The sequence below is a fragment of the Streptomyces sp. NPDC091282 genome, assembly GCF_044757385.1.
GTDB lineage: Bacteria > Actinomycetota > Actinomycetes > Streptomycetales > Streptomycetaceae > Streptomyces > Streptomyces gramineus.
On the sequence record NZ_JBIVUX010000005.1, the window covers coordinates 747,462 to 768,714 of the forward strand.

A 21,253-nucleotide genomic window follows, 5' to 3' on the forward strand; every position below is an offset into this window, starting at 1 on the left:
GCAACGGGACGAGGGTCCCGGTCGTTCACCTCCGCCGACCGGGACCCTCTTGCGTCCCCGGATCAGAGCCTGCGGCGACACTCCCCCGAGTTGCGCGTGATACACGCGCGCCGTCGGGCCTGATCCGATACGAAGATCACATCAGGGCTCACCAACGAATCGCTAACATATGGCCAGCGGTTCGCCCGGAGGTCGCCGATCGGTTGGCGTGAAGCCGTCGTACGACTCCGGGAACAGGCCGGAAATCCTGCGGATTCCGGTCCCGGCGGCACGGAGAAGGTGGCGGGAACTCGCCCTGGACGGGGGCGAATTCCGCCAGGAGCCAGGTCAGGCGCCAGGTCCCGGCGGGCATCCCCGCCGTGCGGCGCGGTCGGCACGACCGTACGGGAAGGGGATGGCGCGGTGATGCGGCGGTACGAGCTGCGGTTCGGACTGCTGGGGGCTCCGGCGCTGTACCTCCCGGGCGGCGACGTCCGGCCCGTCGGCAGCCCCAAGGTGCGCGCGCTGCTCGCTGCGCTGCTCCTGGAGGCGGGACGGATCGTCTCCGTCGACTCGCTCAAGGACGCGCTGTGGGCCGGAGCGCCGCCGGTGTCCGCGCAGGCCTCGCTGCACAACCACGTCACCCGGCTGCGCCGCCTGCTCGACGATCCGGAGCGGCTGCGCGCGGTACCGCCGGGTTATCTGCTGCGGGTCGACGGCGGTGAGCTGGACGTCGAGGTGTTCGACCGGCGGGTGGCGCAGGCGCGCGCGGCGCACGGGCGCCGTGAATGGGTGCCGGTGCTGGGCGCGTGCGCCGACGCGCTCGCGCTCTGGCGCGGCAGCCCGCTCTGCGGCCTCCCGGTCGGCTTCGGCGGTCACGCCTTCGTGCAGCGCCTGGAAGAGGCCAGACTCCTGCTGCTGGAGTGGCGCTACGACGCCGAACTCGCCCTCGGCGGGCCGCGGCTCGGCGGCGTCGTGCCGGAACTGGCGGCGCTGGTCGCGGAGTACCCGCTGCGCGAGGCCTACCACCGTCAGCTGATGCTCGCCCTGCACCGCACCGGCCGTCAGGCCGAGGCCCTCGCGGTCCACCGCGACCTGCGCCACCGTCTGATCGAGGAACTCGGCGTCGAGCCCGGAGCCGCGGTGCGCGAGGCCCATGTGCAGGTGCTGCGGGGGAGTGCCGGGACGGCGGAGAGCGGGGCGGAGCAGGGTGCGTCCGTCGAGGGCGCGCCGGGTGCGAAGGCGCGGGACGGGGCGGTGACCGGCACGGACGCGGTCGCGGGCGGGCCGGGTCCGGTCGCGGGGCTCGCCGTGCGCCCGTCCGGTCGGCCTCGGCCCGGAGACGCGGGCGGGACGGCGGGCGAGAGCGCGGGCGAAGGAGCGGGCAAGGGTACGGGAGCGGGTGAGGGCGCGGGCGGTGGTCCGGGGCCTGCCCCGGACGGCGCGGCGGAAGGGTCCGTCGGGCCCGGTTCGCCGCCCGCCGCCACCAGGTCTCCCCGGCCCGCCCAACTTCCGCCGCCCCCTGCCCACTTCACCGGGCGTGCCGCCGTCGGCGAGGCGCTGGGCGAGGCCCTTCTCGCGGCAGGTACCCCGGCCGTCGCCGTCGTCAGCGGTATGGCCGGGGTCGGCAAGAGCGCGCTCGCACTGCATGTGGCCCATCACCTGAGGGAACGTTTCCCCGACGGTCAGCTCTACGTCAGCCTGCACGGCGCCACCCCGGGCGTCCCACCGCTCGCCCCCGCCCAGGCGCTCGCCGCGCTGCTGCGCGACCTCGGCGCCGACCCCCGGCACATCCCCGAACACCCCGACGCGGCCGCCGCGTTGCTGCGCTCCCTGCTGGCGCCGACCCGCACCCTGCTGCTGTTCGACGACGCCGCGCACGCCGCCCAGGTGCGGCCGCTGCTCCCCGGCGGCCCCGGCTGCGCGGTGATCGTCACCAGCCGTTCGCCGCTCACCGCGCTCGACGGCGCCCGCCGGTTCCCGCTCGCGCCGCTGACAGGCGAGGACAGCGCTGCCCTGCTCCGCTCGGTCAGCGGGCGGGCGGAGATCGACGCGGCTCACCCGCTCGTCGGCCTCACCGGCCGGCTGCCGCTCGCCCTGCGCGTGGTCGCCGCCCGGCTGGCCGCGCGCCGCGCCCTCACCCCCGACGCGCTCGCCGGTCAGCTCACCGCCACCGAGGGCAGGCTGCAGCATCTGGAGTACGACGACCTGAGCGTCCGGCGCTCCCTCGCCGTCGCCCATGACGCCCTCGCCGCCTCCGCCCGGCCCTGCGACCGCGACGCCGCCCTCGCCCTGCGCCGTGTCGGGGCCCTCGACCTGCCCACCTACGGCGCCCCGCTGGTCGCCCGCCTCACCGGTCTCGACGAGCGCCGGGCCGAGGCCGCCCTGGACCGGCTGGTCGAGGTGGCCCTCCTGGAGGAGACCGCCTACGGCCGCTACACCCCGCACGACCTGGTGCGGGACTTCGCCCGGGAGCTGGCCGAGGGGAGCGACACCGCCGAGGCCGCGCTCACCGCCCTGCAATGGTTCGCCGCCGTCGCCGAACTGGCCCTCGTCGCCATCGTCGAACCCGGCCTGGACCAGGGCGACCGCCGCCGGCCCACCGCCGCCCAGCCCGCCGAGCACCAGCCGTACGCGGCCTCCCTGGAGCCCTTCGACTGCGCCGAGCACGCCTTCGCCTGGGGCGACCTGGAGCTGGAGAACATCGTCGCCCTGGTGAAACGGCACGCGGCCACCGCCGATCCACGGATCAGCGCCTACCTCTCCACGCTGGTCCGGCTGCTCTTCCCGTACGTCCTGCGCGGCGGCCGGGTCGCCGAGACGGAGGTGCTCGGCACGGCCGCGCTGGCGGCCGCCCGGCGGCTGGGCGACGAACCCGCCGAGGCCTACGCCCTGGGCGACCTCGCCGGGCTGCACTTCCTGGCCGGCCGCCAGCGGGAGGCCCTGGCCCTGACCGACCAGGCCCTCGCCATCTGGCGGCGGCTGGACGTGGCCTCCTGGATCCGGCGCTGCCTGAACAACCGGGGGCTGCTGCTGGAAGGGCTCGGACGGTACGACGAGTCGGGCGAGGCGCTGCTGCAGAGCCTGGCCTACTCCCGGCAGCTCGACGACCCCTACGGCGAGGCCGTCACCCACAGCCACCTAGGCAACCTCTACGAGCACACCGATCCCCGGGCCGCCATCGAGCAGCACCGGCGGTCACTGGCGATCGGCGACGCCATCGGCGCCGTCATCGTGCAGCACTCGGCGCACTGCAACATCGGCTACGCCCACCTCACCCTCGGCGAACCGGACGCCGCCGCCGTGCACTTCGAGGACAGCCTGCGCATCCTCGGTGGACACGGCGACTGGCACGGCGAGTCCCAGACCCGGCTCGGGCTGGTCCGAGCCCTGCGCGGCATCGGCCACACCGACCGCGCGCACCGCGAATGCACCGAACTCCTGGAGCGCGCCGACGCCCGTGCCGACCGCTACAGCGGCGGTCTCGCCCGCCACCAGCTCGGCCTGATCCTGAGCGAGCAGGATCGCACCGGCGAGGCGCACGACGTCTGGCGCGCCGCCCTCACCGCCCTGGACGGCACCGACGAGCCCGGCGTCATCGAGGAACTGCGCGCACTGCTCTCGGCCGACGGCTGATCACTTCGCGTCGGCATAGCACTCCACCACGGCTGTCGTGAACGGGAAACGGACCGGTGTCTCTCCGAACGTCAGCCGCCCCGCCAGGTCGGCCGCCTCCCGGATCGCCGCCACGACCACGTCGGTCTCCTCCTCGGGGCAGTGCACGATCACCTCGTCGTGCTGGAAGAAGACCAGCTCGGCGGCCAGGTCGGCGCAGCTCCGGCGCAGCGCCGCCAGCATCAGCAGCGCCCAGTCGGCGGCGCTGCCCTGGACGACGAAGTTCCGTGCGAAGCGGCCTCTGGCACGGGAGTTGGTGGACGCGTAGCCCGGCACCCAGCCGTCGGCCGCCTGCTCCTCGGCGTCCTGCTGGGGCATGCCCGCCTCCTCCGCGCCGTCGCCCGCACCGGCCGCCGGCGGACAGGTCCGGCCCAGCCAGGTCCGCACCAGCCGGCCCTCCTCGCCGGCCCGTGCCGCGTCGTCGACGTACGCCACCGCCGTGGGGAACCGGCGTCTGAGCGCGGCCAGGTTCTTCAGGCCGTCGCCGGAGGTCTGGCCGTAGACCGCCCCGAGGACGGCGAGCTTGGCCTGTCCGCGGTCGCCGGAGAACGCGCGGTCGGAGACGGCCTGGTAGAGGTCGGTCTCGCGGCCCGCGACCTCCATCAGCCCGGGGTCGCGGGAGATCGCCGCGAGCACCCGCGGCTCCATCTGGTCGGCGTCGGCGACGACCAGCCGCCAGCCGGGGTCGGCGACCGCGGCCCGCCGGATCACCCTGGGGATCTGGAGCGCGCCCCCGCCGTTGGTCACCCAGCGTCCGGTGACCGTGCCGCCCGCCTGGAACTCGGGACGGAACCGGCCCTCGCGCACCCAGTCCTGGAGCCAGGTCCAGCCGTGCGCCACCCAGATCCGGTACAGCTTCTTATAAGCGAGGAGCGGCTGCACCGCCGGGTGGTCGATGCCGGAGATCTCCCAGCGGCGGGTGGACTTCACCTTGATCCCGGCCTGGGCGAAGGCCTTGACGACGTCGGCGGGCAGGTCCGGCCGGACCCGTCGGCCGAACGCGGCCGACACCTCGTCCGCCAGCTCGGCCAGCCGGCGGGGCTCGCCGCCGCCCGTGTACCGCTCGCCGAGCAGCTCGCGCAGCACCTCGCGGTGGACCTCGGTGCTCCAGGGCAGGCCGGCGCGGTTCATCTCGGCGGCGATCAGCATGCCCGCCGACTCCGCGGCCGTCAGCAGGTGCATCCGGTCCGGGCGCTCGGTGCGGTCGTGCCGGCGCTGCTGCTCGGCGTAGACCGCGAGGAGTTCGTCGAGCGTCAGGCGGGCGCTGCCCTGCGGCTCGAACAGCGGGGACTGCGCGCCCGGTTCGGCGGAGCGGTGGGGCGGATCGGGCGGTACGGGGCCGCCGCGGAGGCGGGCCAGGGCGGCGGCGGCCGAGTGCGGCTCACCCGACCGTCCCTCGTGGCCCAGCAGCAGGGTCTCGGCGTCCTCGATGTCGTAGCACCGCTCCACTCGCACCCCCGTGGCGAGCAGACGCGGGTAGACCTCGGCGGTCGACCGCCACACCCAGCGCGTGACCTCCGGGCGGCCCCTGACCGCCCCGGCGAGATCGGGCTCCCGCCGCACCGGCCCGGCGGGCAGCCCGTCCGGGCCGAGGGGGGCGACGTCCACGCCACCGTCCTCGGCCGGTGCGAGAGCCCACCGGTCGGTCATGCGGTGAGTCTGTCACCCGGCACTGACAACGCCTCCGACCTGCGCATTCGCTGCCGACGGGAGCCTCTCAGCTGCCGGAGGCATCCTCGTTCGTCTTCCCCGCTTTCCCCGCTTTCGCCGCGTCCGCCGCCTCCGCGACCGCGTCGCGCTGTCCGGTCCACAGGCTCAGCACCTTGGCGACGTACTCCTCGGCCGCGGGCTTGGTGACGCCGAGGCCGCTGAGGACGCCGTCGCCGTTCTCGTGCTCCAGGAGGGCCAGCAGCAGGTGTTCGGTGCCGATGTAGTTGTGGCCGAGGCGCAGAGCCTCGCGGAAGGTGAGTTCGAGGGCCTTCTTGGCCTCCGGGCCGTAGGGGACGAGGTCCGGGACGTCGTCGGCGGCCGGCGGGAGGGCGGCCGTCGCCGCCTGGCGCACGGTGTCGAGCGGGACGCCCTGCGCGACGATCGCCTTGGCCCCGATGCCGTCCGGCTCGGCCAGCAGGCCGAGGACCAGGTGCTCGGGCCGGCCCTCGGGGTTGCGTGCCGCGAGGGCCTCGTTGTGGGCCGCCATGATCACGTTCTTCGCCCGCGGGGTGTAGCGGCTGAAGCCCTGGTTCGGGTCGAGGTCGGCCGACTCCTTGGGCACGAAGCGCTTCTGGGCCGCCTGCCGGGTCACGCCCATGCTCTTGCCGATCTCGGTCCAGGACGCGCCCGAGCGCCGGGCCTGGTCGACGAAGTGGCCGATCAGGTGGTCGGCCACGTCGCCCAGGTGGTCGGCGGCGATCACCGCGTCCTGGAGCTGGTCGAGGGGTTCGGGGTGAACCGTCTTGATCGCCGCGATGAGGTCGTCGAGGCGTACGGATGCCGTGATGTTCGGGTTGGTCGCCATGTGTCAACCGTAGGTTGACAAGAGAGGAGTGTCAACCGTCGGTTGACATGGGTCCGGCCTGTGGGGGGAGGCTTCCGCCCGCCGGGAGGGAACGGTGTCCGGACAGTTGTCCACAGGGTGTGGACGGCCATCGGCCGCCGTCCGCCGCGCATGGCACGATCGACGTGTGAGCAGCAGTGGACCCAGCACCGTCGACCGAGCCTTCCAGACCGCCCTGTACGACGGCACCGACTCCGGCCTCGACACGGGAGCGTCCCTCCTCGCGGCCGATTCCGGCGCGGACGCGGAACTGGCACGCCGGGGACGGGAGTTCGTCGCGGCGGCCTGGCGGCGCGGCTGGCAGCCCGCCGACGTCGTACGACTGGTGCGGCGCGAGCTGGACGACCCGCACGTCCGGCTCGCCGCCGGGCTGATCGGCGCGCAGCGGGCCGACGACGGGCCGCGCGGGCCCCGCTGGCGGGCGCAGCTGGAGGCGCTGCCGGAGGGGCAGGCGCGCGTCGGCGACCGGTTCTCGCACGCGACCGCCGTCCTGGAGCTGTACCGGCTCCTGCTGCGGCTGCCCTCCCTGGAGCCGCTGGACGAGCCGGGACCCCGCGCCGGCGCGCACCGGCCGCAGTCCCGCATGCTCACCCGCATCCGCGCGCTGCTCGCCAAGGCCGAGGCGACCGGGTATCCCGAGGAGGCGGAGGCGCTCAGCGCCAAGGCGCAGGAGCTGATGGCCCGGCACAGCGTCGACGAGGCCCTGCTCGCGGCGGCGGCGCCCGCCCCGGACGCGCCGGGCGCCTGCCGGATAGGTGTCGAGCCGCCCTACGAGCAGGCCAAGGCGGTGCTGCTGGACGCGGTCGCCACCGCCAACCACTGCCGGGCGGTGTGGAACGAGCCGCTGGCCTTCTCCACGGTCGTAGGTTTCGAGGCCGACCTGGAGGCGGTCGAACTGCTCTACACCTCGCTGCTGGTGCAGGCCACGCACGCGATGACGAAGGCGGAGGCGGCGCAGCGGGCGGGCGGCCGGAAGCGGACCAAGACCTTCCGTCAGTCCTTCCTGGCGGCGTACGCGCACCGGGTCGGCGACCGGCTGGCGGCCGCCGCGCGGACGGCCGTCACCGGGACGCGGGAGGCCGAGGACCTGCTTCCGGTCCTGGCCACCAGGGAGACGGCCGTGACCGACCGCATGGAGCGGATGTTCCCGCAGACCACCACGACCCGGCTGCGCGGGGTGACCGACGAGGCGGGCTGGACGGAGGGCACGAGAGCGGCCGACCGCGCCCAGGTCCACTCCCGCTCCCCGCTGCCTTAGGGCCTGTCTGACTCAGTCGCCCGCCTGCTGGAACGCCCCGACCGTCGCGTCCGGCTTGTCCGCGGAGCCCTTGCCCGCGACCGTGCCGTACTTCCACGGGAAGCTCTGCGTCGCGTCGTCGCCCGGCAGGGACACCGTCATCGAGGTGGCCGCGACGCCCGTCGTGTCGCCGTCCTTGCCCCGGACGTAGCTGACCGAGAAGGTCGCGGAGTCGCCCTTGGCGAGCTTCAGCTTCTCGGGCTTCGCGCCCGGCAGCGAGGACACCGCCGCCGACGTGCCGCCCGCCTTCAGCGTGACGCCGGGGAAGCCGTCCAGCGTGCAGGGCGCGCTCTGGTTCGTGAGGCTCACCGGCACCTCGCCGGTGTCGCCCGCGGCCGGCGCGACGCTCGCGGAGCCGATCTCGACGGAGACGTTGCCGATCTGGCAGGCCGAGCTGTTCTTGCCGCTGGTACCGCCCTTGCCGTCGTCGCAGGCGGTCAGGGCGAGGGCGGCGGCGAGGGCCGTGACGGTGAGCGGAATGGCGCGCATGAGCAGATCCCCATCGAGGTCGTGGCGGTGTCCCTGCATCATCACGCCCCGGCCCGGGTGCCGCGCGCCCGCCCCCGTCACCGACCGGCCGGCGGCCCGCACACGTCGGCGGGCGCGGGCCGGTGAAAATACGACTCAGCCGCCGGGAATGCCCTCTCTTGCCCCGGTAACTCCTATTGGCCGAGGCTCGCCGTCGGCAGTCCGGACGGCAACTTGCCGCCCTCGGCGCGGGTGTAGGTCTCCTCGCCGGTTTTTCCGGACCAGGTGACCTTCATGCTGCTCTTGCTGACCGAGTCGACCATTCCGGTGACCCGGTCCTTGCCGCCGCCCGTGCAGGTGAGCCGGATCATCCGCATCCCGGACTCCTCGCCGGCCGATCCGCTGCACACGGATCCGCCGGTCTCGAAGAGCCCGGCCTGCTTGCCGGTGACCACGAGGGCGACGATCTTTCCGCTGCTGGTGGTGATCCAACTGCCCTGCAGGGCGTCGGACTGCGCCCCGGTCCCGTCCGAGCCGGACGAGGCGGTCGCGGCCGCGGACGACGTGCCCGAGGAGGTGGCGGAGGAACCGCCGCCGGAGTCGCCGCCGCCGCTGCACGCGGCCAGCGTGAGCGCACCCGCCAGCGCCGCCGCGGCGGCGGTCACGATCCGTGCGGCCGGCCGCACCGCAGGCCGTGCGTCCGCATGTGCCGTCCCTGCGTGCGTCGCAGCCGTACTCGCCGTCGTAGCCGTACTCGCCGTAGTCGTGGTCACCGCAGCGCTCCCGAGCTCTAGGACCTGTCTGACAATTCCCGTCTGCCGCGCGACGCCATGCACGCACTCTCGCCGCACCGGGCGCAGACCCGAGTACGTCCAGTACGAGGGTCTGCGCCCGGCACGCCGAGAGCACGCACCTGACGCCGCGCGGCCGCCCTCCGGGCGACGACGGGAATTGTCAGACAGGCCCTAGGGTCGGCCGCCCGGACGCCCGGACGACAGCCGCAAGCTACCAGCACCGGCCCGGAGGACTCGCGGACGCCGGGTGGGCGTCTCCGGTGAGGCCGCCCTCCGAAGTTTCACGGGAGCGGTGCTCACCGGACCATCACACGGACCCTGGAACAGGAGGGGCGCGGTACGCGTCTCTCTCTAGTACACGCGGGGTCCGATCCGGTCGGCCCGGCACCGACGAGCACGCGCACGATCATGGACGGAACCGGCGACCGCATGTCCGGGCAGGTCCGGGGCAGACGCTGGGGCAGCTTGGGTAAAGCGGTCGTCAAAGCTGTAATCGCAGGAACACCCCCCGTGCACGTGCATCTGCTCATGCATCTGCACGTGAACAGGGTTATGATCCGGGTCTGTTGACCATTGCATCAATGGCCACATCAGCCAGTTAGTGCACCACCGGGGAGCGACCTGTGGACCTCGACGTTGACGGCGTGTACGGGGGGTTTGACGTGTACAACGGCATGGCTGCGACGCAGCTGGACGGAGTGGCCTGGCAGAAGAGCAGGCACAGCAACTCGCAGGGTTCCTGCGTCGAGTTCGCGCGGCTGCCGGGCGGCGACGTGGCGGTCCGCAACTCGCGCTTCCCGGACGGGCCGGCGCTCGTCTACACGCGCGCGGAGATCGAGGCGATGCTCCTCGGCGTGAAGGACGGCGAGTTCGACCACCTGATAGCGGGCTGAGGCCGGACGTGGCGTGAGGAACCCCGCACACCGGCCGTGAGGTGTGGGACGATCGCGCGCCGACGCGCGTAGAAACCCGGCGTCACGGGACGCCGGGTTTTCCTATTCGGCGGACCGGAGCCGGAACAGCGCCCAGACCACCTTGCCGCTGAGGGTCCCGGCCAGCGGGTGCCAGCCCCAGCTGTCGCTGAAGGAGTCGACCAGGAACAGCCCGCGTCCCGACTCCGCCGAGAAGTCGTCGGAGTCCCTGGGCACGGGGGTGTCGTGGCTCGGGTCGCGCACCGCGCACACCAGCCGCTCGGTCCACCGCATCAGGTGCAGCCGTACGGCCGGGGCCTGCGGCGCGGTGAGACGCTCGGACTCACCGGGCACCGCGTGCCGCAGGGCGTTGGTGACGAGTTCCGAGACGACGAGGCAGATGTCGTCGAAGCGCTCGCCGACGTCCCACTGGTCGAGGGTCCGCCGGGTGAACGACCGGGCCTCGCGCACCGCTTCGTAGCGGGCCGGGAGGGCACAGGAGGCGGCGTCGGACACGGCCGCGGGATCCAGCGGCGGAAGGCCCTGCCGTAACGGCTTGAGCATGGTCGATCCATTCGTCCCCATGCGAGGCACTCCCGGGAATTCGCGGTCGTTGCGATGCAGCGGTGGCGCGGGACCATGGTTTCGGATGCGCACAGCAGATGCAAGGGCAGATGCACGTGCACGCGACCGAATTGGACCCTCCCGTACCGCTTGTTGGCCATTTTTTCCGCCAACTTGCAGCTGTTGGCTCACTACCTGCTTGCAACTTCCTGCGCTTAAACTTTGGCCGCTTTCCGTTTCCGTAACCGGGCGAGTACTGCTCGGAGTGTTTTAGTGGCAGACTGCGGGCCCTGAAGACGGTTGGGGAGGCTGGCGAACGTGAGCGCGGGAGAGCCCGGATCGGTGGTGCGGCGAATGCTGCTCGGCTCGCAACTCAGGCGGCTGCGCGAGGCCCGGGGCATCACCCGCGAGGCCGCGGGGTACTCGATCCGTGCCTCCGAATCCAAGATCAGCCGCATGGAGCTCGGCCGGGTGAGCTTCAAGACCAGGGACGTGGAAGACCTGTTGACGCTGTACGGCATCACCGACGAGGTCGAGCGCGAGCAGCTCGTCTCCCTCGCCAGGGAGGCCAACGTGGCGGGCTGGTGGCACAGCTACTCGGACGTCCTGCCGAGCTGGTTCCCCACCTACGTCGGCCTGGAGGGCGCGGCGCATCTGATCCGCGCGTACGAGGTCCAGTTCGTGCACGGCCTGCTGCAGACCGAGGAGTACGCGCGCGCCGTGGTGCGCCGCGGCATGAAAGGTGCCAGCGAGGCCGACGTCGAGCGCCGGGTCACCCTGCGCATGGAGCGGCAGAAGTACCTGGTGGCCGAAAACGCTCCCGACTTCCACATCGTCCTCGACGAGGCGGCCCTGCGCCGGCCCTACGGCAGCCGCGAGGTGATGCGCGGTCAGCTCCAGCACCTGGTGGAGATCTCCGAGCGGTCCAACGTACGGCTGCAGATCATGCCGTTCAGCTTCGGCGGCCACTCCGGCGAGGGCGGCTCCTTCACGATCCTGAGCTTCCCGGAGTCCGACCTGTCGGACGTGGTCTACCTGGAGCAGCTCACCAGCGCGCTCTATCTCGACAAGCGCGAGGACGTCGCCCAGTACGAGCAGGCGCTCAAGGAGCTCCAGCAGGACAGCCCCGGGCCGGACGAGAGCCGGGACCTGCTGCGCGGACTGCTCCAGCTGTCCTAGATATATCTCCGCACGTGGGGATTACCCTCGGCCCTGACCGGAGATCACCGAACTGGTGTCCCAACTGCCCTGTCACGCAGCTACGATGACGCGTGATCAGACCGTGATGTGGATGTGGATCGAGTGGCCGCATCGACTGCCGACGCAGCAGGGGATCGAGGGATCACATGTCGTCCTACTTCACCGACCTGGCCCAGCAGTACATCGACGGTGAGTGGCGCCCGGGGACCGGGTCCTGGGACATCATCGACTTCAACCCGTACGACGGCGAGAAGCTGGCCTCGATCACCATAGCCGCGGTCGACGAGATAGATCAGGCCTACCGGGCCGCCGAGCGCGCCCAGAAGCAGTGGGCCGCCACCAATCCCTACGCCCGCCGCGCCGTGTTCGAGAAGGCCCTGCGCCTCGTCGAGGAGCGCGAGGCCGAGATCACCGAGGCGATCATCGCCGAGCTGGGCGGCACGCATCTGAAGGCCGGCTTCGAGCTGCACCTCGCCAAGGAGTTCCTGCGCGAGTCGATCCAGTGGTCGCTGCGTCCCGAGGGCCGGATCCTGCCCTCCCCGGTGGACGGCAAGGAGAACCGCGTCTACCGCGTGCCGGTCGGCGTCGTCGGCGTGATCAGCCCCTTCAACTTCCCGTTCCTGCTGTCGATCAAGTCGGTCGCGCCGGCCCTCGCCCTCGGCAACGCCGTGGTCCTCAAGCCGCACCAGAACACCCCGATCGTCGGCGGCACCCTGGTGGCGAAGCTCTTCGAGGACGCGGGCCTGCCGGGCGGCCTGCTCAACGTCGTCGTCACCGACATCGCCGAGATCGGCGACGCCTTCATCGAGCACCCGGTCCCGAAGGTCATCTCCTTCACCGGCTCCGACAAGGTCGGCCGGCACGTGGCCACCGTCTGCGCCTCGCTCTTCAAGCGCTCGGTGCTCGAACTGGGCGGCAACAGCGCGATCGTGGTCCTCGACGACGCCGACATCGACTACGCGGTCGACGCGGCCGTCTTCAGCCGGTACGTCCACCAGGGCCAGGTCTGCATGGCCGCCAACCGCGTGCTCGTCGACCGCTCGGTCGCCGACGAGTTCACGGAGAAGTTCGTCGCCAAGGTCAGGACCCTCAGGGCCGGCGACCCGCAGGACCCGCGGACCGTCATCGGCCCGCTGATCAACTCCCAGCAGGCGGAGTCGGTTTCGGCCACCGTCGAGCAGGCCGTGTCCGAGGGCGCGACGGCCCTGCTGCACGGCAGGACCACCGGCAACCTGGTGGAGCCCTCGGTCCTCACCGACGTCCCGGCCGGTTCCGAGCTGCTGCGGCAGGAGGTGTTCGGCCCGGTCGCCTTCCTCATCCCGTTCGACGGCGAGGAGGAGGCCGTACGCATCGTCAACGACACCCCGTACGGCCTCAGCGGGGCCGTGCACACCGGGGACGTCGAGCGGGGCGTGGCCTTCGCCCAGCAGATCGACGCCGGCATGTTCCACGTCAACGACGGCACCGTGCACGACGAGCCGGTCGTGCCCTTCGGCGGCGAGAAGCACTCCGGTCTCGGCCGCCTGAACGGCGAGAGCACCGTGGACGCCTTCACCACCCAGAAGTGGATCTCGGTCCAGCACGGCCGGAGCGGCTTCCCGTTCTAGCCGCGCCCGGACCGGTCCGGCCACCACGGGCCCTTTAGGACGCGACCTGTCCTAAAGGGCCCGTAGCTTCGTCGGTGTCAGGGCAACAGGACCCGAGGAAAGGCGGCCGGTCATGGTCACTCACGTTCCCGCGGAGACACAGGGCGACGAGCGCGGAGCACTGCTCTCCTTCATCGAGGAGCAGCGCGGCGGCATCCGCCGGGCCCTGCTCGGCCTCACCGACGAGCAGGCGGCGAGCAGGCCGAGCGCGAGCGAGCTGTCGCTGGCCGGGGTGCTCAAGCACTGCGCGGAGGTCGAGCAGAGCTGGATCGCCCGCGCCAGGCAGGAGCCGCCGGCGATCGAGCGCGACCAGTCCAACTGGCACGAGACCTTCCAGCTGGTCGGTGACGAGACGGTGGCCTCGCAGCTCGCCCACTGGGAGCAGGTCGCGGCCGAGACGGAGAAGTTCATACGCTCCGTCCCGAGCCTCGACGACACCTTCCCGCTCCCGCCCCAGCCCTGGTTCCCGCCGGAGGGCCGGGTCTCCATGCGCTGGGTCTGCCTCCACCTGATCCGCGAGACCGCCCGGCACGCGGGCCACGCCGACATCATCCGGGAGTCCCTGGACGGCAAGACGGCCTTCGAGCTGGTGGCCCTGGAGCAGGGCTCCTAGCAGCTCCCTTCCACCGCTAGTGGTGGAAGCTGGTGGCCGCCTCCTTGTCATGGGTCAGCGGATGCGGCTGCCGGCGCAGTTCGGGCAGCAGCCGGGACAGGTCCTCGACGAACAGGTCCGCGAGGTCCTTCGAGAAGCCGTTGCGGCACACCACCCGCAGCACGGACAGGTCCTCCCGGTTCTTCGGGAAGGTGTACGCGGGCACCAGCCAGCCGCCCTCGCGCAGGCGCCGGGAGACGTCGAAGACGTCGTACGACGTCACGTGGTCGGCGGTGGTGAAGGCGAACACGGGCAGCTGGTCGCCCCGGGTGAGCAGCCGGAAGTCGCCGAGATCCTCGATGCGCCGGGCGAGCCCGGTGGCCACGTCCCGCGAGGCCTGCTGCACCGCGCGGTAGCCGTCCCGGCCGAGCCGCAGGAACGTGTAGTACTGCGCGACCACCTGGGCGCCGGGGCGGGAGAAGTTCAGGGCGAAGGTGGGCATGTCGCCGCCCAGGTAGTTGACCCGGAAGACCAGTTCCTCCGGCAGCGCCTCCTTGTCGCGCCACAGCGCCCAGCCGACACCCGGGTAGACCAGGCCGTACTTGTGCCCGGAGGTGTTGATCGACGCCACCCGCGGCAGCCGGAAGTCCCACACCAGGTCCTGGTCCAGGAAGGGCGCGATCATCGCGCCGGAGGCTCCGTCGACGTGCACCGGGACGTCGAGGCCGGTCCGCTCCTGGAGGGCGTCCAGGGCCGCGCAGAGCTCGGCGATCGGCTCGTACGAGCCGTCGAAGGTGGAGCCGAGGATGCCGACGACCCCGATGGTGTTCTCGTCGCACAGCTCGGCGGCCGCCTGCGGGTCCAGGTGGTAGCGGTCGCCCTCCATGGGCACGAACCGGGGCTCCACCTCCCAGAAGTTGCAGAACTTCTCCCAGCAGACCTGGACGTTGATGCCCATGACCAGGTTCGGCCGGGCGGTGGCCGGATAGCGGTCCGGGTTGCGCTGCGCCCAGCGCCGCTTCATCGCGAGCCCGGCCAGCATGCAGGCCTCGCTGGACCCGGTCGTCGAACACCCGATGGTGCCGGTCGGGTCCGGCGCGTTCCACAGGTCGGCGAGCATCGCCACGCAGCGCCGCTCCAGCTCGGCGGTGCGCGGGTACTCGTCCTTGTCGATCATGTTCTTGTCGTCGCACTCCGCCATCAGGACGCCGGCCTGCGGCTCCATCCAGGTGGTGACGAACGTGGCCAGATTCAGCCGGGCGTTGCCGTCCAGCATCAGCTCGTCGTGCACCAGCTGGTAGGCGGTCGAGGGCGGCAGCGGGCCGGCCGGCAGCCGGTGCGTGGGCGGGGCCTCGTCCATGCCGGCCACCGGGTTCGCCTCGCCGAAGAACGGGTTGACGGACATGGAGCGCTCGTGGTGCTTACCGTTTCCCTTGTGGAGCGGCATGTCAGGTGCCTCCTAGAGCGAATTCACAGGGTTCAGCGCAGGGCCGTGCCGTCCGCCCGCAACTGCATCTTCGGGCGTCCGGTCACCAGCAGCCAGGCGGGCAGCGAGGCGATGCACAGCAGGGTGATGATCGACGGCGAGGCCACGAGCACGGCGGCCGTGAACAGGCTCACCCAGCCCTGCCTGGTGATCGCCAACAGCATGCCCAGCACACCTGCCGCCACGCCCACCGAGGGCTGCACGGCGGGGACCAGGGCGTGGGCGCAGAGCCCCAGGGCCGCGCCGATGAAGACCGAGGGAAAGATCCGGCCGCCGCGGAAGCCGCAGGCGGCGGCCACCATCAGCGCGGCCAGCTTGACGACCGTCATCACCGCGAACTGCCCCGCCGACCAGCCCGCGGGGTCCTTCGCCAGTTCCGCGACCTCGTCCAGCCCCTTGAAGAGCGTCAGATGGCCGCCCAGCGCCCCCAGCAGGCCGAGGACGAGACCGCCGGCCGGCAGCGCCACCATGGGGTGACCGAGGCGCCGGAAGACCGCGTGGACGTACGGGAAGGCGCACACGGCGACCATGCCGAGCAGCGCGGCGACCGGGGCCAGCACCAGGGCCGACAGCAGATCGGGCCAGCGCAGCCTGCCGATCGCGGGCAGCCCGAGGTCCAGGGTGGGACGGGCCAGCAGCGCGGTCGTCATCGCGCCCGCGCCCGCGGCCGTCAGCGGCCCGAAGAGGTTGTCCCACAGCGCGCCCTTGAGCGGCTTTCCGGCCAGCGCCTCGGAGATCACCAGGGCCGCCGCCACCGGCGTGCCGAACAGCGCGCCGAGCGTCGCCGCGTCGGCCAGCGCGGGCCACAGCGAGCCCGGCAGCCGGGGCATCGCCAGCCGGCCCAGCCACAGCGCGAGCCCGACGTTCACGGCGATGATCGGGTTCTCCGGTCCGAGGCTCGGCCCGCCCGCCAGCATCAGCACGGTGGCCAGCAGCAGTCCCGGCAGGGCGGCGGGCGGCAGCGCCACCGCCTCCAGGCCCAGGCTCGCCGGATCGGGCCCCGCGTGGCCGGGGACCTTCCAGACCACCAGGCCGACCGCGACACCGGTGGCGGTCAGCATCACCAGCATCCACAGCACCGAGTACCGGCCGACGCCCAGCGCGTCCGGCAGGTTGTTCCACAGCACGTGCTGCAACCGCTCCGCCAGCGAACTGACGATCAGGAACAGCAGGCTGCACCCGACGCCGACGACGAGGGACGGCACGATCAGCGGCAGCAGGGCGCGCGCGGGGGTCGAGGGCGGAGTGGGGAGCGCCTGCCGCGCGGTGTCCTGGGCCACGCGCTCACCATAAGCGGGCGAATCCGGCACAACATCCCGGCGTGAGCCGCCGCCCGGAGCCCCGGGACGCCGCCGACTTGCACCTCACGCGACGTGAGGACCCAAGGTGGAGCACGGAAAGGAGCGGAAGTGGACTACTCCGTCGGACAGGTCGCCCGATTCGCCGGCGTCACCGTGCGCACCCTGCACCACTACGACGAGATCGGCCTGCTGGTCCCGGGCGAGCGCAGCCCCGCCGGGCACCGGCGCTACGGCGACGCCGACCTCGACCGGCTGCAGCGGATCCTGTTCTACCGGGAGCTGGGCTTTCCGCTGGAGGAGGTCGCGGTACTGCTCGACGACCCCGGCGCCGACCCGCACGCACACCTGCGCCGACGGCACGAACTGCTGACCGCCCGCATCGAGAGGCTGCGGAAGATGGCCGCGGCCGTGGAACACGCCATGGAGGCACGCAGAATGGGCATCGATCTCACCCCCGAGGAACGCTTCGAGGTCTTCGGCGACGACGACCCCGGGCAGTACGCCGAGGAGGCCGAGCGACGCTGGGGCGGCACCGGGGCCTACGCCGAGTCGCAGCGCCGGGCCGCCCGCTGCACCAAGGCCGACTGGCAGCGCGTGAAGGCCGAGTCCGACGACTGGGGACGGCGTTACGCCGCCCTGGTGAACGAGGCCGAGCCGGCCACCGGCGCCCGCGCCATGGACCTGGCCGAGGAGCACCGGCGGCACATCTCGGAATGGTTCTACGACTGCCCGTACGAGATGCACCGCGCTCTCGCCGAGATGTACGTCTCCGACCAGCGCTTCACGGACTTCTACGACGCGCTGGCCCCCGGGACGGCCGCACACCTGAAGACGGCGATCGACGCGAACGCGGCCCGGCACACGCCCTAGTCGGTCCTGTCGACGACGACCGCGGTGCCGTACGCGCACACCTCGGTGCCCACGTCCGCCGCCTCGGTCACGTCGAACCGGAAGGCCAGCACGGCGTTGGCGCCCCGCGCGCGTGCCTGCTCCACCAGCCGCTCCATGGCCTGGGTGCGCGTCTCGACGAGCGTCTTGGTCAGTCCCTTCAGCTCACCGCCGATCATCGACTTCAGACCCGCGCCGATCTGACTGCCCAGGTGCCGGGAGCGCACGGTCAGTCCGAAGACCTCGCCCAGGACCTCCCGCACCCGGTACCCGGGCAGATCGTTCGTCGTGACCACCAGCACATCGGGCCGGGGTCCCTGTCCGCCGCCGTATTCTTCGATTCCCATGTCCACAGCCATTCCCCGGGGTGGGCACAGCGCATCCGGGTTCCACCCGTGGAACCTGGAGCCGACACCTTGCGTTGATAGCTTTGTGCGGCCGCACAAGGAACTCGTAGTGCCCTCACCCCACAGGAGCCCGGAACCGTGACGACCGGAACCGCGATGACGCTCGCTCTCGGCCCGAGCTGGCTGGATCCGAACAACCTTCTCGACTCGTTCGGCATCTGGGGCCTGCTCCTGGTGGTCTTCGCCGAGTCCGGCCTGCTCATCGGCTTCTTCCTGCCGGGTGACTCCCTCCTGTTCACCTGCGGCCTGCTGATCACGTCCCACAAGCTCGACTTCCCGCTGTGGGGCGCCATCGCGCTGATCTGCGTGGCCGCGATCCTCGGCGACCAGGCGGGCTACATGTTCGGCAAGAAGGTCGGTCCCTCGCTCTTCAACCGCCCGAACTCCCGCCTCTTCAAGCAGGAGAACGTCGCCAAGGCGCACGAGTTCTTCGAGAAGCACGGCCCGAAGTCCCTGATCCTGGCCCGCTTCGTCCCCGTGATCCGCACGTTCACGCCGATCATCGCGGGCGTCAGCGGCATGGCCTACCGCTCGTTCGTGGTCTTCAACGTCGTCGGCGGTGTCCTGTGGGGTGCCGGTGTCACCCTGCTCGGCTCCTGGCTCGGCAAGATCGACGTCGTCAAGAACAACATCGAGGCGATCCTGATCCTGATCGTCCTCGTCTCGGTGGTCCCGATCGCCATCGAGTTCCTGCGGGCCCGCTCCAAGAGCAAGAAGGAGGCGCCGGCGGAGCAGCAGCAGCCGCTCCAGCAGCACCCCGCCCCGCCGGTGATGGACGACGCGACGACCCGGCTCCGCAGGATCGAGCCGGCCTACACCCCGCAGCAGCCCCAGCAGCAGTACGGCCGGCAGCCTCAGCGGCCGTACGGCCAGCAGCAGCCGCCCCAGCAGCAGTACGGGCAGCAGCAGCCCCACTACGACCAGAACGGCTACGACCGGAGCGGCTATGGCCAGGACGGTTACGGCCAGGCTGGTCACGACCAGAGCGGCTACGGCCAGGACGGCTACGGCCAGAACGGCTATGGCCAGGGTGGTTACGACCAGAGCGGTCAGCAGGGCCGGCAGCGCAACCCGTACAACGAGGACCAGTACCGGACGCCGTGAGCGGTCCGGGGCCCTCTCGGGCGCCCGCCTCGGCAGCCGCTCAGAACCCGCGCGTCCGCTTCGCGGCGCGCCGCTTGCGGGCGGAGCCCACCCGCAGCCCGAGCCGTGAGATCTCCGAACCCAGGTTGACCCCGATGGCGATGGCCATGGCGAGCGAGGCCGCCTTGGCCAGCGACACCAGCCCCTTGTCGACCTCGTTCTGCGCCATCGACAGCAGCCCGAAGTAGGTCGCCGATCCCGGCAGCAGGGGCCCGATCGCCGCGGTCGTGTACGGCAGCGCGGAGGCGAACCGGTACCGCGACAGCAACTGCCCGAACAGCCCCACCAGCCCGGCCGCCGCGGCCGTCGAGGCGACCGGCGAGATCCCGCCGGCGTAGTGCATCGCGCCGTAGACGCACCAGGCCACGCCGCCGTTGAGGGTCACGGCCAGCACGGTGGACCGTTCCTGCTGGAGCAGGACGGCGAAGGTCAGCGACAGCACCATCGACGCGGCGATCTGCAGCAGCGGCCGCTCGGAGCCGATCAGGGCCGCGTCGGGGTTGAGGCGGCCGCCCAGCTTCACGCCGAAGTACAGGACCGTCAGCACGCCGATGACGATGCCGACGAAGAAGTACATGACCTCCAGCAACCGTGCGGAGGCGGTGATGTAGAAGCCGGTGAGCCCGTCCTGGACGCCCGCCACCAGGGCCCGTCCCGGCAGCAGCGCGAACAGCCCACCGGTGACGACCGCGGACGCCTTCACATCGACGTGGGCGAGCGCGAAGGCGACCCCGATCGCGGCCGGGGGCATCGCGGCGATCATGAACTGGTAGAACTCGGGCAGGCCCCGCCCCGCGCACAGCCAGGCCAGCCGGTCGCCGAGCATCGCGCCGATCGCGGCCGCCACGAACACCAGGAAGTCACCGCCGACGAGCACCGAGGCGGCCCCGGCGAGCAGTCCGCTCGCGCCGGTCAGCGCCCAGCCGGGGTAGGGGTGCCGGTTGCGGCGGATCTCCGCCAGCCGCCGGTAGGCCTCCTCCAGGGAGACATGGGTCTCGGGGTCGGTGAGGTCGTCCACGAGCCGGAAGACGGCGGCCAGACGCGTGTAGTCGGTCCCGCGCCGCCGCACCGTCCGGGACGCCGTCACCGGGTCGTCGACCAGGGACGGCTGGTAGGAGATCGCCAGCAGGGTGAACGTGACACCGGGCTCGCAGCGGTCGAGGCCGTAGGACCGGCAGACCGCGAACATCGCGGCCTCGACGTCCTCCGCGCCCTCGCCGCCGGCCAGCAGCAGCTCACCGATACGCAGCGTCAGGTCGAGCACGCGCGGGACGGCGGGCCCGTCGTCCTCGGTCTTCTGCACCGTCTCCGGAGCCGGGCGCTCGGCGACCGGCATGCGCAGCATCGTGCGCATGCGGTCCTGCCAGGGCGCGTCCTTGACGAGGCTGACGCGGGGAAATCCGGAAGCGGGCGTGAAGCCGGGGTCCTGGGCGCTGTAGGTGCTCGGCAGGCTGAACGCCGAGCCCTCCGGCTCACCGGCCGCCTGCTGCGGTGTCGCCAGCCCCTTCGGCACCACGAACTCGGAGGTGGTCTCCGGTTCGACGCCGGCCTCGGGGACCGCGATGCCCGCCGGAAGGGCGAACTCGGACGTGATCTCCGGGTCGTACCGCGCCTCGTCCGACCGGGGCTTGCGGTCCTCCTCCTCCGTCACCGTCGTAACGCTCCCTGAACGACAACTTCATGTACGCCTCAGTATGCGCATGACCGTTCAGCGGCCACAAAAACCTGGTCCGCCGCCCGGCGGACGTCCGGCCGCACGGGATGCGGGCACGAAAAACGGGCCGCACGCGTGCGTGCGGCCCGTTCTCCGTGCGCGGAACGGTCAGTGACCGCCCGACTCCTTGAAGCGCTTGTACGACCGCTCGATCTCGATCTCGGCGTCCGTGCGGCCCACCCAGTTGGCGCCCTCGACGGACTTGCCGGGCTCCAGGTCCTTGTAGACCTCGAAGAAGTGCTGGATCTCCAGGCGGTCGAACTCCGACACGTGGTGGATGTCGCGCAGGTGCTCCACGCGCGGGTCGGTGGCCGGGACGCACAGCAGCTTGTCGTCTCCGCCGGCCTCGTCCGTCATCCGGAACATGCCGATCGCCCGGCACTTGATGAGGCAGCCCGGGAAGGTCGGCTCGTCCAGGATGACCAGCGCGTCCAGCGGGTCGCCGTCCTCGCCGAGGGTGTTCTCGACGAAGCCGTAGTCGGTCGGGTAGGCGGTCGAGGTGAAGAGACGACGGTCCAGGCGGATCCGACCGGTCTCGTGGTCCACCTCGTACTTGTTCCGCGAACCCTTCGGGATCTCGATCGTGACGTCGAACTCCACCGGTGGCTCCTCCATGATCAACACATAGTTCTGG

18 protein-coding genes are annotated in these 21,253 nt (G+C 71.9%); 8 read left to right on the forward strand and 10 right to left on the reverse strand.

All coding sequences use genetic code 11. From position 1 onward, the window contains the following. Positions 1-405: 405 nt before the first annotated feature. Positions 406-3,615, forward strand: coding sequence for a BTAD domain-containing putative transcriptional regulator (locus ACIQOE_RS26770; protein ID WP_401414154.1), 3,210 nt, complete (start codon positions 406-408; stop codon positions 3,613-3,615). Here ACIQOE_RS26770 and ACIQOE_RS26775 read toward each other — a convergent pair whose 3' ends face one another. Together ACIQOE_RS26775 and ACIQOE_RS26780 are read right to left on the reverse strand one after the other, a co-directional pair. Next, positions 3,616-5,304 carry a bifunctional 3'-5' exonuclease/DNA polymerase gene (locus ACIQOE_RS26775; RefSeq protein WP_351317673.1) on the reverse strand — a complete coding sequence of 563 codons (1,689 nt, stop codon included), beginning with the start codon at positions 5,302-5,304 and terminating at the stop codon, positions 3,616-3,618. It lies immediately after the preceding gene. A gap of 67 nt (positions 5,305-5,371) precedes the next feature. Then, positions 5,372-6,169, reverse strand: coding sequence for a Clp protease N-terminal domain-containing protein (locus tag ACIQOE_RS26780; protein ID WP_401414156.1), 798 nt, complete (start codon positions 6,167-6,169; stop codon positions 5,372-5,374). A gap of 166 nt (positions 6,170-6,335) precedes the next feature. Between ACIQOE_RS26780 and ACIQOE_RS26785 the strand changes: the two genes are divergently transcribed. Next, positions 6,336-7,466 carry a DUF2786 domain-containing protein gene (locus tag ACIQOE_RS26785; RefSeq protein WP_365564401.1) on the forward strand — a complete coding sequence of 377 codons (1,131 nt, stop codon included), beginning with the start codon at positions 6,336-6,338 and terminating at the stop codon, positions 7,464-7,466. 12 nt (positions 7,467-7,478) lie between these two features. Here ACIQOE_RS26785 and ACIQOE_RS26790 read toward each other — a convergent pair whose 3' ends face one another. Together ACIQOE_RS26790 and ACIQOE_RS26795 are read right to left on the reverse strand one after the other, a co-directional pair. Further along, the gene (locus ACIQOE_RS26790; RefSeq protein WP_351317679.1) at positions 7,479-7,994 is read right to left on the reverse strand and encodes a DUF4232 domain-containing protein; all 516 of its coding nucleotides are present in this window, start codon (positions 7,992-7,994) and stop codon (positions 7,479-7,481) included. Positions 7,995-8,167: 173 nt separating this feature from the next. Next, positions 8,168-8,638, reverse strand: a complete 471-nt coding sequence (locus ACIQOE_RS26795; protein WP_365564406.1) for a hypothetical protein — start codon at positions 8,636-8,638, stop codon at positions 8,168-8,170. Between the two features lie 752 nt (positions 8,639-9,390). On the opposite strand from ACIQOE_RS26795, the gene ACIQOE_RS26800 reads away from it, so the two are divergent. Beyond that, the gene (locus ACIQOE_RS26800; RefSeq protein WP_390634274.1) at positions 9,391-9,660 is read left to right on the forward strand and encodes a DUF397 domain-containing protein; all 270 of its coding nucleotides are present in this window, start codon (positions 9,391-9,393) and stop codon (positions 9,658-9,660) included. A gap of 102 nt (positions 9,661-9,762) precedes the next feature. Here ACIQOE_RS26800 and ACIQOE_RS26805 read toward each other — a convergent pair whose 3' ends face one another. After that, positions 9,763-10,242: an ATP-binding protein gene (locus ACIQOE_RS26805; protein ID WP_365568640.1), complete on the reverse strand. Its 480-nt coding sequence runs from the start codon at positions 10,240-10,242 to the stop codon at positions 9,763-9,765. Between the two features lie 354 nt (positions 10,243-10,596). Between ACIQOE_RS26805 and ACIQOE_RS26810 the strand changes: the two genes are divergently transcribed. The 3 genes from ACIQOE_RS26810 (at position 10,597) to ACIQOE_RS26820 (ending at position 13,701) form a co-directional block, all read left to right on the forward strand. Next, positions 10,597-11,421 carry a helix-turn-helix transcriptional regulator gene (locus ACIQOE_RS26810; protein ID WP_351317878.1) on the forward strand — a complete coding sequence of 275 codons (825 nt, stop codon included), beginning with the start codon at positions 10,597-10,599 and terminating at the stop codon, positions 11,419-11,421. A gap of 167 nt (positions 11,422-11,588) precedes the next feature. Beyond that, positions 11,589-13,049 (forward strand): aldehyde dehydrogenase family protein, encoded by a 1,461-nt coding sequence (locus tag ACIQOE_RS26815; RefSeq protein WP_365564411.1) that lies wholly within the window; start codon positions 11,589-11,591, stop codon positions 13,047-13,049. Between the two features lie 112 nt (positions 13,050-13,161). Then, a complete protein-coding gene (locus ACIQOE_RS26820; RefSeq protein WP_362170811.1) occupies positions 13,162-13,701 on the forward strand; it encodes a DinB family protein in 540 nt (179 codons plus the stop codon). Between the two features lie 16 nt (positions 13,702-13,717). Here the strand turns inward: ACIQOE_RS26820 and ACIQOE_RS26825 are convergent, their stop codons facing one another. Continuing rightward, a complete protein-coding gene (locus tag ACIQOE_RS26825) occupies positions 13,718-15,127 on the reverse strand; it encodes a glutamate decarboxylase (RefSeq protein WP_351317689.1) in 1,410 nt (469 codons plus the stop codon). 32 nt (positions 15,128-15,159) lie between these two features. Then, positions 15,160-16,446: an ion channel protein gene (locus tag ACIQOE_RS26830; RefSeq protein ID WP_365564418.1), complete on the reverse strand. Its 1,287-nt coding sequence runs from the start codon at positions 16,444-16,446 to the stop codon at positions 15,160-15,162. A 129-nt stretch (positions 16,447-16,575) separates the two neighbouring features. Between ACIQOE_RS26830 and ACIQOE_RS26835 the strand changes: the two genes are divergently transcribed. Continuing rightward, positions 16,576-17,337 carry a MerR family transcriptional regulator gene (locus ACIQOE_RS26835; protein WP_365564420.1) on the forward strand — a complete coding sequence of 254 codons (762 nt, stop codon included), beginning with the start codon at positions 16,576-16,578 and terminating at the stop codon, positions 17,335-17,337. Here ACIQOE_RS26835 and ACIQOE_RS26840 read toward each other — a convergent pair. Next, positions 17,334-17,702, reverse strand: coding sequence for a YbjQ family protein (locus ACIQOE_RS26840; RefSeq protein ID WP_351317695.1), 369 nt, complete (start codon positions 17,700-17,702; stop codon positions 17,334-17,336). The two genes, ACIQOE_RS26835 and ACIQOE_RS26840, sit on opposite strands and share 4 nt — an antisense overlap. Positions 17,703-17,858: 156 nt before the next feature. On the opposite strand from ACIQOE_RS26840, the gene ACIQOE_RS26845 reads away from it, so the two are divergent. Continuing rightward, entirely contained in the window at positions 17,859-18,866 is a 1,008-nt protein-coding gene (locus tag ACIQOE_RS26845; RefSeq protein ID WP_401414233.1) for a DedA family protein, read from the forward strand. Between the two features lie 40 nt (positions 18,867-18,906). Here the strand turns inward: ACIQOE_RS26845 and ACIQOE_RS26850 are convergent, their stop codons facing one another. Together ACIQOE_RS26850 and ACIQOE_RS26855 are read right to left on the reverse strand one after the other, a co-directional pair. After that, positions 18,907-20,556 carry a threonine/serine exporter family protein gene (locus ACIQOE_RS26850; RefSeq protein WP_365564423.1) on the reverse strand — a complete coding sequence of 550 codons (1,650 nt, stop codon included), beginning with the start codon at positions 20,554-20,556 and terminating at the stop codon, positions 18,907-18,909. A 171-nt stretch (positions 20,557-20,727) separates the two neighbouring features. Further along, the gene (locus ACIQOE_RS26855) at positions 20,728-21,219 is read right to left on the reverse strand and encodes an inorganic diphosphatase (protein WP_217556031.1); all 492 of its coding nucleotides are present in this window, start codon (positions 21,217-21,219) and stop codon (positions 20,728-20,730) included. Positions 21,220-21,253: the final 34 nt, after the last annotated feature.

Excerpts from the sequence above, each read along its gene's own strand:
- ACIQOE_RS26770 (WP_401414154.1), top strand. The coding sequence starts at position 406 with ATGCGGCGGTACGAGCTGCGGTTCGGACTGCTGGGGGCTCCGGCGCTG.
- ACIQOE_RS26775 (WP_351317673.1), bottom strand. The coding sequence starts at position 5,304 with ATGACCGACCGGTGGGCTCTCGCACCGGCCGAGGACGGTGGCGTGGAC.
- ACIQOE_RS26780 (WP_401414156.1), bottom strand. The coding sequence starts at position 6,169 with ATGGCGACCAACCCGAACATCACGGCATCCGTACGCCTCGACGACCTC.
- ACIQOE_RS26790 (WP_351317679.1), bottom strand. The coding sequence starts at position 7,994 with ATGCGCGCCATTCCGCTCACCGTCACGGCCCTCGCCGCCGCCCTCGCC.
- ACIQOE_RS26805 (WP_365568640.1), bottom strand. The coding sequence starts at position 10,242 with ATGCTCAAGCCGTTACGGCAGGGCCTTCCGCCGCTGGATCCCGCGGCC.
- ACIQOE_RS26810 (WP_351317878.1), top strand. The coding sequence starts at position 10,597 with ATGCTGCTCGGCTCGCAACTCAGGCGGCTGCGCGAGGCCCGGGGCATC.
- ACIQOE_RS26815 (WP_365564411.1), top strand. The coding sequence starts at position 11,589 with ATGTCGTCCTACTTCACCGACCTGGCCCAGCAGTACATCGACGGTGAG.
- ACIQOE_RS26820 (WP_362170811.1), top strand. The coding sequence starts at position 13,162 with ATGGTCACTCACGTTCCCGCGGAGACACAGGGCGACGAGCGCGGAGCA.
- ACIQOE_RS26825 (WP_351317689.1), bottom strand. The coding sequence starts at position 15,127 with ATGCCGCTCCACAAGGGAAACGGTAAGCACCACGAGCGCTCCATGTCC.
- ACIQOE_RS26840 (WP_351317695.1), bottom strand. The coding sequence starts at position 17,702 with ATGGGAATCGAAGAATACGGCGGCGGACAGGGACCCCGGCCCGATGTG.
- ACIQOE_RS26845 (WP_401414233.1), top strand. The coding sequence starts at position 17,859 with ATGACGCTCGCTCTCGGCCCGAGCTGGCTGGATCCGAACAACCTTCTC.